The following is a 14862-nucleotide window of genomic DNA, read 5'->3' as shown; positions in this document are numbered from 1 at the left end:
AATCAAAACAATATGAATCAGTTTTGTCGTTAAAGTATTTTTTGGTGCCACAATACTCATTTACTAATAAATTAAATTACGCTTTAATCACGTAACTATCTACTTAATAAATTAAACTAGCCAATGCGCTATATTTATTATAGAAATTAGTAGTATATCCTTATTATTTAATTACCACCTTTTTATATAAATTATTCATTAAATAACCATTATTATTGAAATATATTGCTTTATCGACTCATTGCTTAATGACCGCACTAATATCTGTTAGTTTGAATAATGTTTCAATAAATAGATTACTATTGTATTTTTTTGAAATTGCTTTTCCAGTAACATTTAAATATATTGTACCTTGTTCAATGCGGTTAATACTAAAAGTAATGTCTGATACATCATGTTGTTTTAGTATATTGTCAATATCTTGTTTAACATGGTTTGAGTAATTTGCTTTGATATAAAAACGAATCGTTTCTTTTTTGATAAACATTTGGTATAAGTGATTTTTTCTTAAAAAGTATTGAATCATTATGATTAATATTGTCGTTATCACACCAATAAAATAAAGTCCTGCACCTAAAGCCATACCTACGCCTGAAGTTATCCATAATCCAGCCGCAGTTGTTAAACCATCGATACTTTGATTTTTAATTAATATCGTACCTGCACCTATAAAACTGATACCACTTACTACTTGTGCTGCAATTCTTGAAGGATCTAAAATAATATCATGTGCATTTAAAATATCATTAAAACCATATTTAGAAATTATTATAAAAAGCGCTGACGCCGCTGCAACTAAGATATGCGTTCTTATGCCAGCTGCTTTTAACCTTTGCGCACGTTCGTACCCGATGATTGAACCACAAATAACAGACAAGAAAATTCTCAAAAATAAATCTAATTGAAATAACATAATATCCCTTCTCTTATAAAACACCCACGCTGACGAGGATTCGCAAAGTGATTCAAACTATCTCTCCAGTAATTATCACTTCTTCCATTTACATACTTATTAACCTTATTTACATCATCTAAATCATTTAAGACAATTAAATTGTTAATCAAACCCTTAAAAAACAAAAAAAGAGACCCGGTTAGGTCTCTGATTATCTATAAAGCATTTCAATTCTCGTATGCTTTTACTTTAGCTAATCTTGCTAAAGTAAGGATATGAAATATATTGAAAAGGACCATTTCTATCCTATGCTACGCTTAACAGTATTAATTTTTTATTTTCAAACGTTTGACACCTTTTAATATTAACGGATAAAACAAAGCAAGTAGGGTCATTAATGTTAATATAATACATATTGGCGAACCAATAAATATATCACCTACATTATTATTACTAACGATTAAACTTTTACGGAAGTTTTGTTCCATATCCGAACCAACAATAGCTGCTAAAATTAACGGCGCCATAGGAAATGCTAACAATTTCATTATCAATCCTAAAATGCCAAAAATAACTAAAATATATAAATCTGTCACGCTATAGCCTAATGTATATGTACCGATAAATGCGAGCACCATAATAAGCGGATATAATACTTTTGGTGGCGTACGTAAAATTTTTAACAATAACCCAATTAACGCGATATTTAAAATAACTAAAAAAATGTTACCAATAAACATACTATTTACTAAAGTCCAAATCGTCTCTGGTTCATTTTCAAACAGTAAGGGACCTGGCTGTAACCCTAACATAACTACTGCACCTAAGATAACCGCTGTTGTACCTGAACCGGGAACACCCATTGTTAATAACGGTATTAAAGCGCCTACAGATGCTGCGTTATTCGACGCTTCAGGTGCGGCTACGCCTTCAATTTGTCCTTTACCAAACTTTTTTCCATTTTTTGATATTTGCTTCTCAGTAGAGTAACTTAACATAGCTGCAATTGAACCACCCGCGCCTGGTAATACACCAATTAAAAAGCCTACTGGGCTTTGTCTAAGCATAGCCCCGCGTGTCATTTTCCAATCTTTTTTAGTTAATTTCATAGAACCTAAATCAGCTTTAGGTGGTTTTAATGTATCTAAGTTTAAATAATTAAACAGCACTTCAGCTACTGCATATACACCAATAATAACTACTAAAAAGTTGATACCTTCACTTAAATGTGGTAAATCGAATGTAAACCTGTATATACTTGTTTGTAAATCTACGCCTACGGTACTAATAATTAAACCAATACTCATAGCAATAAAGCCTTTAACCATTTTCCCTAGAGATAAAGTGACAATAGCGGAAAGCGTAAATAAGAATAATAAGAAATATTCTTGTGGACCAAATTTTAACGCAAATTCAGACAACGGTTTGGCTAAAATAATAAATCCAATAACAGCAATAATGCCACCGAATAAAGAAGCAATGGCTGAGATTGTTAGCGCTTTACCCGCTTCGCCTTTCTTAGTCATTGGATACCCATCAAATGTGGCAGCGATTGCTGATCCATCACCAGGCGTATTTAACAAGATCGAACTTCTTGAACCTCCATACATTGCGCCATAGTATATCGAAACCATTAAAATCAATGCGCTGACTGGTTCCATACCAAAGGTCACAGGTATTAACACTGCTACTGCTGTCGCAGGCCCTAATCCAGGTAACATACCAACTACAGTGCCTAAAAATCCCCCAATCAAAACCCAGAGAAGGTTCATTGGATGTAATGCGGTTGACAATCCATCTATAAAACTATTGATATCTATCCCCATTTATTTACCCCCTTATGGTAGACTTACGTCTAATAATTGTGAAAATGTGTACCATGCAATACCAGAAAAAATCACTGTCACTAAAATATTTTGCAGCCATCTTTGATATCCGTTGATTAAAAACATAATAGCGCCTAAAAAGAGAACCGTTGAAACTAGGAAACCTAAGCGTTCAAATATAAAAGCATATATAACTGCTAAAATAATCGTTAAGATAATACGAATAAACGTCGCTTTTTCGAATAGTTGAGAAAAAGCTTTAAACGTTAAATGCCTTTTTCTATATTCTTGAATAAAATAGATGCAACTCATCACCGTCAGCAATATACCTAAAAGCATTGGAAAATACATTGGACTATTAGGATCACCAATATTTGATTTCTGTAAATTTAATGTCAACGTGATATAAACGATGCCAAATATAATTAATAATACTGGAAATACAAGTCGTGACATCCTTTCTCCCCCCTTATTTTAAACCTGAGTCTTTAACAAGTTGTTTATATTTCTTTTGTTGTGATTTTAAGAATTTTTCACTTTCTTCACTATCTTTATAAAAATTTTCCCAATCATTATTTTTTCTTATTTCTTGCCAACTATCTGACTTAACGACTTTCTTCATCGTTTCATCCCAGTACTTGCGTTCAGCAGGTGTCATATCTTTAGGACCCATCACACCACGCCAATGCGGGAATACAACATCTATGCCTTGATCTTTCCATGTTGGTACATCTTCAATGCCTTTAACTGGTTTATCTGACGTAACAGCTAACATTTTCAATTTACCAGTCTGATGCTGTTCTTTAACTTCTGATACAGCAGTTGAAGCAACGTCAACATGACCACCTAATAATGCAGTCTGTAAATCACCGCCACTTTTATAAACTAAAAAGTCAAGTTTATCAACGTCAACACCATACGCTTTAGCCGCTTGGACAAATGCTAAGTGATCGTTATTACCTAATCCAGGTGCAACACCAATCGTTAATGATTTAGGATCTTTTTTAAGCTTTTCCATCACTTCTTTACCAGAATCTAAGTTAGATTGGTTAGAAGCGGTTAAACTTATCCATTCTGTTGCTAAAATAGCGATTGGTGTAAAATCTTCTGTACCTAAATCACTAAGCCCCAACTCTTTATTTGATAACAATAAACTTGAGTTAATTGAAATCGTATTAGGTGAGCGTGATTTTAAGTACTGCCAGCCGACTTCGCCACCGCCACCTGGTTTGTTAATCACATTAATATTTTGTTCAGTTAAGTCATTATCAATCATAATTTTTTGAACAGCACGTGCAGTTGTATCCCATCCCCCACCTGGAGAAGCTGGTGCAACAATTTCTACTGTTTCGTTAGGAAATTGTTCTTTTTCAGCACTTGATTCTTTCTGCTTTCCACAAGCAGAAAGCGTGATTAACAGTGCGATTATGAATATCCCCCACTTTTTCATAAAAATCCCCCTTTATCTGAAAGCGATTACATATGTTATTTATATTATCAGAAAATTCTAATAAGTTAAATAGAAACTTATATAATTTTTTTATTTTATATACAAAAAAGGGCGAGATAGAAATCAACTAATAAACATTGATTACTATTACGCCCCTTTCGATATTTTTTAAATGTAAAAGTTTTTTATATTATTCATACCATAATGCATTTTAATTTATAATCTAAATATTAAGCAGATATTCAAATTTTTATAAATCGTTCCAACCTTAATGTAATTGTTCTTGCCCACGTTTATTCCAAGTTAGGATAAAGCTGAGCATTGCTAGAATACTAATACCTGTTAACAAGACAAACCCAAAATCCCAACCAAAATGTTGCACGACAAAACCTAAAACTATATTAGCCATCACTGCACCGAATAAATAACCAAACAATCCTGTTAATCCTGCAGCAGTCCCAGCCGCTTTTTTAGGTACATAATCTAATGCTTGTAAACCTATCAACATCACTGGACCATAGATTAAAAAGCCTATTGCAATGAGAGACAAGTTGTCGAGCCAAGCATGACCTGGAGGGTTTAACCAATATATAAGTACGAAGATCGTTACCCCTAACATAAAGAAGAATCCCGCAGGTCCACGACGACCTTTAAATATTTTATCTGAAAGGTAACCGCACAGTAGTGTTCCTGGTATACCCGCCCATTCATATAAGAAATAAGCCCAACCAGATTCATTCAAATTGAATTGTTTCTCTTCGCTTAAATAAGTAGGCGCCCAGTCTAACACGCCATAACGTACAAAATATACAAAGATATTAGCAAAGGCAATGGCCCACACCCATTTATTATTTAATACATATTTAAATAATATCTCTTTTGTTGTTAATTCTGTTTCAAGCGTTTCACGTGAAGATGTTGAATAGTCGTTATTATATTGTTCAATCGGTGGTAAACCTTGTGATTGAGGTGTATCTCGAATTAAACAATACGAAATAATTGCGATAACGATAGCAAGCAATGCTGGATAAATAAACACGCCTTCAAAGCCTTTTAAATAACCAAAATTATACATTGCTGTCATAGAGATACCCCAAGTTGCGATGGGCGCCATAAGACCTCCGCCCACATTGTGTGCCACGTTCCAAATAGATGTTTTGCTACCACGTTCGCTTACACTATACCAATGTACAAGTATACGCCCAGAGGGTGGCCATCCCATACCTTGAAACCATCCATTTAAAAATAGCATGATAAACATGATTGTTATACTAGAAGTGAAAAATGGGACAAACCCTAATAATAAGTTTACTATTGCTGTAAGTATCAAGCCTAACGTTAAAAAGATACGCGCATTACTTCGATCACTTACAGTTCCCATAACAAATTTACTAAAACCATAGGCTATCGAAATCGCTGAAAGTGCGATACCAAGTTCTCCTTTGCTAAACCCGTCCTCAATTAATGAAGGCATCGCTAGTGAAAAGTTTTTTCTCAATAAATAATAACCCGCATAGCCGATAAAAATACCTAAGAAGACTTGTAAACGAAGTTTTTTATAGGTATCATCTACTTGCTCAGATGGCAATGGATCAACATGTTTTGCTGGTTTTAAAAAGTTAAACATACAATCACTCCTATCTCATTTTTAATCATTTCTTCTAATATTTTATTAATAATTTATTAACTTTATATTAATCACTCTTGATAGGTAAAGCAATACTAAGTTTCATATTTTAAAATTCTTCTCCTAGAAAAAATTTATTACTAATTTAATATGTATACTACTGATAGAATAGTTATCTTTTGTAGATGTCATAGCCAAATATTAAATAAAAACACCTTATAATAAACGTACAGTTCATATTATAAGGCGTCTTAATCATAACTTAATAGAGTAAACCAACTATGTATATACTGAGCAGCATAATGATAATAAACGAACCTACATAAAGTACAAAACTATAAATAAATGTTAAAGTATTCCGTAATTTGCTACTATGCACTTCGTTAGGGTCGTTTCCTTTCATAAATGCCACAACTCTATCATATGTTTGAATTTGATATGATTTTTTTAACGAATCAACTTTAAATGCTGCAATCATACTAAGTGCTATAAGTGAAATTTCAACCACTACGCCTAAAAGATTCGAATATAAAATAACTGGGCCTGCTAAAATGGCTACTAACAGCATAGGCCATGTCATTAAATGTGCCCATACGTTAAATTTAGCTTGTTTTAATTTTTGTTCCATAATCTCCACGTCTCCTTTGACTAAGTCATCTAAAGAAACTTGAAACAAAGAACTAAGCATTAATAAGTTATGTACATCAGGATAGCTTTTATCATTTTCCCAATTAGAAATTGTTTGACGTGAAACATATAATTTTTCAGCTAAATCTTCTTGTGATAAATGATCACGTTGTCTGAAATACTTAATTTGATGGCCTAGGTTCATTTGTTTAGCTCCTTCAATATAGAGAGTATAATGGTACTTTATTTTAGACTATCAAAATCTTTCAACATGCGCACTTTTTATAGTGACAAAACCCTTTGATACATTGATATAGCAGCATTTTAAGACTCACCTTAGACATACACAAAAGGAGTAGGATAGCAATTAAAACAATTCATTTAATCGCGTATACCACTCCAAAAATGGATTAGATTGCTCGTATCATGCTATCGCACATTTCAGATATAATTATGATTATAATTTAAAATTCAATATTTTATACTGTTTGTTGTTGGTATTGAATCGGATGGTCTAATTCAAATGTAGCGCCTGCAGTTAATTTTTTATATTGATAAGCAAAATAACCAATCCACAATATTGTTAAACCAAATGCTATGAAATAACTTAAATTAAGATCCAGCCCCAATCCAATTTTCTGACTTAAAATGTACGTGAAAATATTCCAAGTCATAAATACAGCAGGAATAGCTGCGACCCAAAAATTCTTTTTCGCAATGAGTAAATACATCGCGCCTACCCATAAAGCAACTACCGCTGTTGTTTGGTTTGCCCATGAGAAATAGCGCCAAAGTACTGTAAAGTCTACTTGAGTTAAACCAAAGCTCACAATAAATAAAGGTATGGCTACTATTACACGTTTTAACATACTACGTTGGCCATAATTTAAATAATCAGCAATAATCATACGCGCACTACGGAAGGATGTGTCACCGCTTGTGATTGGTAAAATAATAACGCCTAGTACTGCGATCGTACCAAATACAGAACCTAATAGAAGATGTGAGGCTTCGCTGACAACAAGCGCCGCTTCACCACGAGCTAAGACCTCGTTCAAGCCATTATAACCATTAAATAAACTCATACCTGCTGCTGCCCAAATCATCGCTATAATACCTTCAGCAATCATCATACCATAGAAAATAAAACGCCCATTTTTCTCTTTATTTGTCGTTCTTGAGATAATAGGCGTTTGTGTAGCATGGAAACCAGATAAAGCACCACAAGTAATCGTAAAGAAGAGCAATGGAAAGATTGGCGCGCCATCTGGATGCATATTTTTCAGGTTAATTTCAGGTATCGGTGCACCTGTTTGAATAAGACGGAATCCTATACCTACTGCACTAATTAATAACAATGCGCCGAAAATTGGATAAACGCGTCCAATGATTTTATCTATAGGTAAAACCGTAGATAAAATATAATAAACAAAAATAACAAAGATAATAATACCTAATGCAATTCGTCCATCTAATAAATTATGTAATAACAGTGCTGGACTTGTTACAAAAACAGTACCCGTAAGTAGTAATAATAAAATAGAGAAGATATTGACAAAGTGTTTCATGACTTGACCTAAAAACTTCCCGGCCAGTTCAGGTAAGTGTGCCCCTTTGTTTCTAATTGAAATCATTCCAGTCAGATAATCATGTACTGCTCCCGCAAATATACAGCCTACAACAATCCAAATAAATGCCACGGGTCCATATAGCGCCCCCATGATTGGTCCGAATATAGGCCCTACTCCTGCAATATTCAGCAATTGGATCAATGAGTTGGATGATGTTTTCATAGGCAAGTAATCAACATTATCGCGTTGATGATAAGCTGGTGTTGGTCTTTCTTCTTTAGTTCCAAACATTTTATCGATATATTTCCCATAGGTGAAATAACCTATAACTAATAAAATAATAGATACAATAAACGTAATCATATTATAGTCCCCCTTTATATATATGTAAGCGTTTTCTTAATTTAATCACATATTTTGCTTTTCTACAATGCTACTTAAAGAATTTTATAGGCTTTTTGTTTTTATAAAATAGTGTTACATATCTTTTTCTAAATAACTTAAACTCAATAGTATGAAAAATGATAATAAAAAAGTACAACGCCGTTCTGACCTTTAAACGGTGTTGTACTTTGTGAGGCAATAGATATATGCGTAAACGCTAAATACTACCTTTTATATAGTTTGATTTTTATTTCATAATAGTCATCGTGGTCTTTCGCTTGATGCTCGTACTTCACGCCGCTTTTTTCTATTTCTTCTAAGCTTTTGCCTACAGCTTCACGTGCATCAGTAAGATCTTTTTCAAATGCGAATCTTTGTGCTTTCACTTTTTCAGGGCCCACTTTTTGTTTTACTCTAGCTTCAGTTTGTTTCACATTTAATTTCTGACTAATAATCGTTTCAACTAAAGCTTCTTGTTCAGTATCTGACAAACTCAACATTGCACGCGCATGACGCTCCGTAACTTTACCTTCACGTAAACGTTCAATGACCTTAGGCGCTAATTTTAGCAATCGCAATTTGTTTGCTATAAAACTTTGACTTTTACCTACACTTTTAGCTAATTCGCTTTGTGTCGTTTCTCCAAGTTCTAAAAGTTTTTTGTAAGCTTCTGCTTCTTCAACGACAGATAAATTCTCACGTTGGATATTTTCTATTAATGCGACAACTGCTGTTTCTTCGTCACCTAAGTCTCTTATGATAACGTCTGCATGCGTTTTGTTTAACGATTGTAAAGCTCTGAATCTACGCTCTCCTGCAATGATTTCAAACATGCCCTCTTCTATAGGACGTACTACAATCGGTTGTAACAATCCATGCTCATCTATAGATTCTGCGAGTTCTTTAATCTTATTTGGCTCAAATACTTGTCTTGGTTGGTAACGATTGGGCACAATACGTTCAGTATGAATAGATTCAACACCATTATTATGATCCTCTTCAATATAACCAACAATGTCATCTTTATTTTTTAAACCAAATAATTTAGAAAAAGGTTTCTTCATAGTCTATGCGCTCCCTCTAAATTAGTTGTATTGAATTACTTTTCTTTTTCAAGTAACGGAGACTTATTGGGCGTTCCTGGCTTTCTAGGATATTTTTTAGGTGTCTCACTTCGTTTACCTATTTTTATCATTTGCCTCTCACCAGCGTCTTCCGGTAATTCATATGAAATGACATCCTGAACTTTACCTCCGAGGACTCCTATACCAAAACGCGCTTCTTCTAATTCTTCTTCGCCTTTAGCTGATTTTAAAGCAATGAATTGTCCACCCTTTTTAACTAGCGGTAAACATAACTCACTTAATACGGAAAGTCTAGCAACTGCGCGCGCAGTTACGATATCATAAGACGCCCTGTAGTCTCCCTTTCCGTAAATTTCTGCGCGATCATGTACGAAGCTCACATTTTCCAAATCTAATGCATCTGCTAATTGATTTAAAAAATGTATTCGCTTGTTTAATGAATCTACAATTGTAACTTTTAAATGAGGATAAATTATTTTTAATGGAATGCTTGGAAAACCAGCACCAGCACCAATGTCACAAATTGTTAATGCTTGTCTCAAGTCCGTATAAAAACTCAGCGCAATTGAATCGTAAAAATGTTTCAAATACACTTCATGTTCTTCAGTAATACTAGTTAAATTCATCTTTTCGTTCCATTCAACGAGCATTTGGTAATACGTTTGAAATTGTTGTTGTTGTTTCTTTGTAAGTGCTATACCTTGTGTGCTGAGTCGCTCAGTTAACCATTCTACACTCATCTTAACTTTCCACCCTTTGAATTTTACCTTGTTCTAAAAATACTAATAAGATTGAAATATCTGCTGGGTTTACACCAGAAATACGAGACGCTTGAGCAATATTTAACGGTTTAACTTCCGCTAATTTTTCTCGTGCTTCAGTCGCTAAACTTTCAACTTTACTGTAATCTAAGTCTTCTGGTATTTTCTTTTCTTCCATACGTTTTACTTTTTCAACTTGTTGTAATGATTTATTGATATAGCCTTCATATTTCGTTTGAATTTCAACTTGTTCTTCTACATCATCAGGTAATTGATGTGCTTCTTCTAAAATTTCTAGAATTAAGTCATAAGTCATTTCAGGTCGACGTAATAATTCTAAGGCTAATATACCATCTTTCAAACGTGATCCGCCTTGTGCTTCAATAATTTCTTGTACACGTTCGTGAGGTTTAATTCTAATTCCATTCAAGCGTGCTTGTTCGTCTTTAATCATTTGGCGTTTTTTATTAAAACTTGCATAGCGTTCTTCAGAAATCATGCCAAGTTTATGACCTAAATCTGTTAAACGTAAGTCTGCATTGTCATGTCTTAATAATAAGCGATATTCAGCACGGGATGTTAATAGACGATAAGGTTCATTTGTACCTTTAGTAATAAGGTCATCAATTAAAACACCAATATAAGCATCTGAACGGCTTAAAATAACTTCTTCTTCTCCTAATACTCTAGAAGCTGCATTAATTCCAGCCATAATACCTTGGCCTGCCGCTTCTTCATAACCTGAAGTACCATTAATTTGCCCTGCTGTATATAAATTTTTAATTTTTTTAGTTTCTAATGTTGGCCATAACTGGGTTGGCACAAGTGCATCGTATTCGATAGCATAGCCTGCACGCATCATATCTGCTTTTTCTAAGCCAGGAATTGTTTCTAACATTTGGCGTTGGACGTGTTCTGGAAGACTCGTTGATAAACCTTGTACATAAACTTCATTTGTATTTCTACCTTCTGGTTCTAAGAAAAGTTGATGTCTTGGTTTGTCATTGAATCTTACAAATTTATCTTCGATGGAAGGACAATATCTAGGGCCAGTACCTTTGATCATTCCAGAATACATAGCAGATAAATGTAAGTTATCATCTATGACTTGGTGTGTATTACCGTTTGTATATGTTAACCAACATGGTAGCTGATCTAGAATATATTCAGTCGTTTCAAAGCTGAATGCTCTACCTACATCGTCACCTGGTTGTATTTCTGTTTTTGAATAATCGATGGTCTTCGCGTTAACACGTGGTGGCGTACCTGTTTTAAATCTCACTACTTCAAATCCAAGATTTCTTAAATTATCAGCAAGCGAAATAGACGGTAATTGATGGTTTGGACCACTTGAATATTTCATATTACCTAATATAATTTCACCACGTAAAAACGTACCAGTTGTAATAACAACTGCATCTGCCCAATATTCTGTACCAATATTCGTACGTACGCCTTTGATTATTTCGTCTTCTATAATTAAGTCATCCACCATGCCTTGCATGATATCAAGATTTTCTTCATCTTCAATTACTTTTTTCATTTCTTGTTGGTATAACGTTTTATCTGCTTGTGCACGAAGCGCTCTTACTGCTGGTCCTTTACCAGTATTGAGCATACGCATTTGGATATGCGTCTTGTCGATTGTTTTCGCCATTTGACCACCCAAAGCATCTATCTCACGTACTACAATTCCTTTTGCCGGCCCACCTACTGATGGGTTACATGGCATAAATGCAATGTTATCTAAATTAATTGTCAGCATTAATGTTTTAGCGCCACGTCGTGCTGAAGCGAGCCCTGCTTCAATACCAGCATGTCCGGCTCCTATTACTACTACGTCATATTCTTGAGCCATATTTTTTCCTCCCTTTTATTTTCCGAGACAGAATTGACTAAATAATTGGTTAATCAATTCTTCGCTTGCGGATTCTCCAATAATTTCACCTAAAATTTCCCAAGTTCGCGTCAAATCTATTTGAACCATATCCATTGGCACACCTGCTTCAGCAGCATCTATTGCATCTTGAATAGAGTTTCTTGCTTGTTTTAATAATGAGATGTGTCTTGAGTTAGAAACATATGTCATATCTTGATTTTGGACGTCTCCACCAAAGAATAAATCTCTAATCTGAGTCTCTAACTGATCAATGCCTTCTTGTTTTAGCATAGACGTTTGGATAATCGGCATGTCGCCAACCATTGACTCAACTTCTGAAATATCTAATTGCTTATCTAAATCCATCTTATTAATTATAACGATTGCATCTTCATTTTTAATGACTTCATACAATTTACGATCTTCTTCTGTTAAAGACTCGTTATAATTTAAAACGAATAAAATTAAATCTGCTTCACTTAGTGCTTTACGAGAACGTTCTACGCCTATACGTTCAACAATGTCCTCTGTTTCACGTATGCCCGCTGTATCTACTAGTCTTAATGGCACACCGCGAACATTCACGTACTCTTCTAATGTATCCCTTGTAGTACCAGGCACTTCTGTAACAATTGCCTTATTGTCTTGGATAAGGTTATTTAACATTGACGATTTGCCAACATTTGGTTTACCAACTATGACAGTAGCTAAGCCTTCCCTCATAATTTTCCCTTGTGTGCCTGTATCTAATAGTTTATTAATTTCTGTTTTGATTTGGTTTGATTTTTCTAATAAAACTTCAGTTGTGGCATCTTCCACATCATCGTATTCAGGATAATCTATATTAACTTCGACTTGCGCAAGGATCTCGAGAATGGACTGTCGCTGTCGTTTAATCATATCACTTAAACGACCTTCAATTTGATTCATTGCAACTTTAGATGCACGATCGGTTTTAGAACGAATAAAATCCATCACTGCTTCAGCTTGAGATAAATCGATACGTCCATTTAAGAATGCACGTTTTGTATATTCACCAGGATCAGCCATTCGTGCTCCGTGTGTCATTGTTAGCTCTAAAATTCTATTGATTGTTAAAATACCGCCGTGGCAGTTAATTTCAACGATGTCTTCTCTAGTAAAAGTCTTTGGTGCACGTAAAACTGAAACCATAACCTCTTCGACAACTTCATTTGTCTCAGGATCAACGACGTGCCCGTAATTAATTGTATGAGACGGCACACAATCTAATGATTCCTTTCCTTTATATAATTTATCTGCAATACTTACGGCATCAACACCTGATAAACGTACAATACCAATTGCACCTTCGCCCATAGGTGTGGATATACTCGTTATCGTATCTAAATCCATCATCCATCTCGCCTCCTTTTATTCTAAAATTTATCATTATAATATTGTAAATAGTTTTAAGCTAAAAAGCTAATATCTTAACTGAAAAATTCTAAATGTCAGCCTTAGGGTTGTCTGAGGTAAGACTGCGCTACCACTAAAATAACTCCCCTACTCTACTTATATTCGTTTATTAAAAACCTTCGCTATTTTCAACACGTGTTCTAAACTCGCCTGGATTTGTAGTGTGTTCATATCTTTAGCTGGCTGTCTTGCTATCACAATAATTTCCATTGGTATTATATCTTCTTTATGTACCTTGAAATTTTCACGGATAGCACGTTTGATTTTATTTCTTACAACAGCATTACCCAATTTTTTAGAAACACTAATACCTAGTCTAAAATGTTCTAATTCTTTATTGGCTTTTGTGTAAACTACAAATTGTCGATTTGCAACAGATTTCCCTTTTTTATATATAAATTGAAAATCACTATTTTTTTTAATTCGGTATGCCTTCTCCAAGAAACATCACTCACTTATCATTTCATTACATTTACTGTTAAATATTTCAATCTATAGCATGTACTTTAAACTTTTTCAAATAATAACAATAAATCCATACTAATTCACTGAATTTTAAACCAAAAAAAAGACCACTGATGAGTCAGTGATCTTATGCTGATAATACTTTGCGGCCTTTACGACGACGACGCGCTAAAACTTTACGACCGTTTTTTGTGCTCATGCGTTTTCTGAAACCATGAACTTTACTATGTTTACGTTTATTTGGTTGATAAGTACGTTTTACCATGCAAAAACACCTCCATCTGTATTCGGTTATCTAAACATTATAATAGATAAATTAATATAAGCTTTTTGCTTCAAGTCTTGATTTAATATTATTAATTTCTAGTCATAATTCAAGCAACTACTACAATATAACAAAATCTTTTTTATAAAGCAAGTATCAATTTCAAGCACTTTATTACCTCATTTAATGTAATTTTGATACTTCCCTAATCACACTACATTCTAAATTATCTATTATATAGAAGTTTTGCAACCCTTCTCCCTGTTTTTTCACTTAACTACGCATACGCAGTTTCAGTTATACAATTTTCATACATTTTATATAAATTATTTCCCAACCGTACAAAACGGTTATTTTTTGGTATACTATGAATTCTTGTAAGTTATCCACTTATACACATATAAGATGATTGTTTTTGTGGATAATTTATATCCTATTCACAGAGTTATTTACGATTTAGCAACATATTCACACCTATTTGACAGAGGTGATTGTTAAAAAGTATAATTATGTGGATAAGTTATCTAAATATTGATAAATAAAGGGTTATTTTATTAAAAAATATACAAAAACCCTGTGAGTAACTTATG

At 33.8% G+C, this 14862-nt stretch carries 13 protein-coding genes; all 13 read right to left on the bottom strand.

The window, feature by feature from the left end; genetic code table 11:
* Positions 1 to 238 precede the first annotated feature (238 nt).
* Positions 239 to 913, bottom strand: coding sequence for an MgtC/SapB family protein (locus IEU88_RS05965; RefSeq protein WP_103373380.1), 675 nt, complete (start codon positions 911 to 913; stop codon positions 239 to 241).
* Positions 914 to 1221: 308 nt separating this feature from the next.
* Positions 1222 to 2721 carry a tripartite tricarboxylate transporter permease gene (locus IEU88_RS05960; RefSeq protein WP_174221774.1) on the bottom strand — a complete coding sequence of 500 codons (1500 nt, stop codon included), beginning with the start codon at positions 2719 to 2721 and terminating at the stop codon, positions 1222 to 1224.
* Between the two features lie 12 nt (positions 2722 to 2733).
* Entirely contained in the window at positions 2734 to 3177 is a 444-nt protein-coding gene (locus IEU88_RS05955; protein WP_096811175.1) for a tripartite tricarboxylate transporter TctB family protein, read from the bottom strand.
* A 13-nt stretch (positions 3178 to 3190) separates the two neighbouring features.
* Positions 3191 to 4171: a tripartite tricarboxylate transporter substrate binding protein gene (locus IEU88_RS05950; protein WP_096811176.1), complete on the bottom strand. Its 981-nt coding sequence runs from the start codon at positions 4169 to 4171 to the stop codon at positions 3191 to 3193.
* A 268-nt stretch (positions 4172 to 4439) separates the two neighbouring features.
* The gene (glpT, locus tag IEU88_RS05945; protein ID WP_096811177.1) at positions 4440 to 5798 is read right to left on the bottom strand and encodes a glycerol-3-phosphate transporter; all 1359 of its coding nucleotides are present in this window, start codon (positions 5796 to 5798) and stop codon (positions 4440 to 4442) included.
* 262 nt (positions 5799 to 6060) lie between these two features.
* Positions 6061 to 6630, bottom strand: coding sequence for a helix-turn-helix transcriptional regulator (locus IEU88_RS05940; RefSeq protein WP_103373358.1), 570 nt, complete (start codon positions 6628 to 6630; stop codon positions 6061 to 6063).
* Between the two features lie 274 nt (positions 6631 to 6904).
* On the bottom strand, positions 6905 to 8359 hold the full coding sequence (locus tag IEU88_RS05935) for a carbon starvation CstA family protein (RefSeq protein ID WP_103373359.1): 1455 nt from the start codon (positions 8357 to 8359) through the stop codon (positions 6905 to 6907).
* 245 nt (positions 8360 to 8604) lie between these two features.
* The gene (locus IEU88_RS05930) at positions 8605 to 9444 is read right to left on the bottom strand and encodes a ParB/RepB/Spo0J family partition protein (RefSeq protein ID WP_096811179.1); all 840 of its coding nucleotides are present in this window, start codon (positions 9442 to 9444) and stop codon (positions 8605 to 8607) included.
* A 35-nt stretch (positions 9445 to 9479) separates the two neighbouring features.
* Entirely contained in the window at positions 9480 to 10205 is a 726-nt protein-coding gene (rsmG, locus tag IEU88_RS05925) for a 16S rRNA (guanine(527)-N(7))-methyltransferase RsmG (protein ID WP_096811180.1), read from the bottom strand.
* 1 nt (position 10206) lies between these two features.
* Positions 10207 to 12084: a tRNA uridine-5-carboxymethylaminomethyl(34) synthesis enzyme MnmG gene (gene mnmG / locus IEU88_RS05920; RefSeq protein WP_096811181.1), complete on the bottom strand. Its 1878-nt coding sequence runs from the start codon at positions 12082 to 12084 to the stop codon at positions 10207 to 10209.
* Between the two features lie 15 nt (positions 12085 to 12099).
* Positions 12100 to 13479, bottom strand: coding sequence for a tRNA uridine-5-carboxymethylaminomethyl(34) synthesis GTPase MnmE (gene mnmE / locus IEU88_RS05915; protein ID WP_096823969.1), 1380 nt, complete (start codon positions 13477 to 13479; stop codon positions 12100 to 12102).
* A 159-nt stretch (positions 13480 to 13638) separates the two neighbouring features.
* Positions 13639 to 13983 (bottom strand): ribonuclease P protein component, encoded by a 345-nt coding sequence (gene rnpA / locus IEU88_RS05910; RefSeq protein ID WP_096811182.1) that lies wholly within the window; start codon positions 13981 to 13983, stop codon positions 13639 to 13641.
* Positions 13984 to 14134: 151 nt separating this feature from the next.
* A complete protein-coding gene (rpmH, locus tag IEU88_RS05905) occupies positions 14135 to 14272 on the bottom strand; it encodes a 50S ribosomal protein L34 (protein ID WP_000240855.1) in 138 nt (45 codons plus the stop codon).
* Positions 14273 to 14862: the final 590 nt, after the last annotated feature.

This window comes from Staphylococcus nepalensis, assembly GCF_014635045.1.
Classification (GTDB): Bacteria; Bacillota; Bacilli; order Staphylococcales; family Staphylococcaceae; genus Staphylococcus; species Staphylococcus nepalensis.
The sequence above is the reverse complement of the archived record's forward strand: the minus strand, read 5'-3'. Positions and strand labels throughout refer to the sequence as shown.

Coding starts and splice junctions, on each gene's coding strand:
- IEU88_RS05950 (WP_096811176.1), bottom strand. CDS start 4,171: ATGAAAAAGTGGGGGATATTCATAATCGCACTGTTAATCACGCTTTCT.
- IEU88_RS05930 (WP_096811179.1), bottom strand. CDS start 9,444: ATGAAGAAACCTTTTTCTAAATTATTTGGTTTAAAAAATAAAGATGAC.
- glpT (WP_096811177.1), bottom strand. CDS start 5,798: ATGTTTAACTTTTTAAAACCAGCAAAACATGTTGATCCATTGCCATCT.
- mnmE (WP_096823969.1), bottom strand. CDS start 13,479: ATGGATTTAGATACGATAACGAGTATATCCACACCTATGGGCGAAGGT.
- IEU88_RS05965 (WP_103373380.1), bottom strand. CDS start 913: ATGTTATTTCAATTAGATTTATTTTTGAGAATTTTCTTGTCTGTTATT.
- rsmG (WP_096811180.1), bottom strand. CDS start 10,205: ATGAGTGTAGAATGGTTAACTGAGCGACTCAGCACACAAGGTATAGCA.
- IEU88_RS05940 (WP_103373358.1), bottom strand. CDS start 6,630: ATGAACCTAGGCCATCAAATTAAGTATTTCAGACAACGTGATCATTTA.
- mnmG (WP_096811181.1), bottom strand. CDS start 12,084: ATGGCTCAAGAATATGACGTAGTAGTAATAGGAGCCGGACATGCTGGT.
- IEU88_RS05935 (WP_103373359.1), bottom strand. CDS start 8,359: ATGATTACGTTTATTGTATCTATTATTTTATTAGTTATAGGTTATTTC.
- rpmH (WP_000240855.1), bottom strand. CDS start 14,272: ATGGTAAAACGTACTTATCAACCAAATAAACGTAAACATAGTAAAGTT.
- IEU88_RS05960 (WP_174221774.1), bottom strand. CDS start 2,721: ATGGGGATAGATATCAATAGTTTTATAGATGGATTGTCAACCGCATTA.
- IEU88_RS05955 (WP_096811175.1), bottom strand. CDS start 3,177: ATGTCACGACTTGTATTTCCAGTATTATTAATTATATTTGGCATCGTT.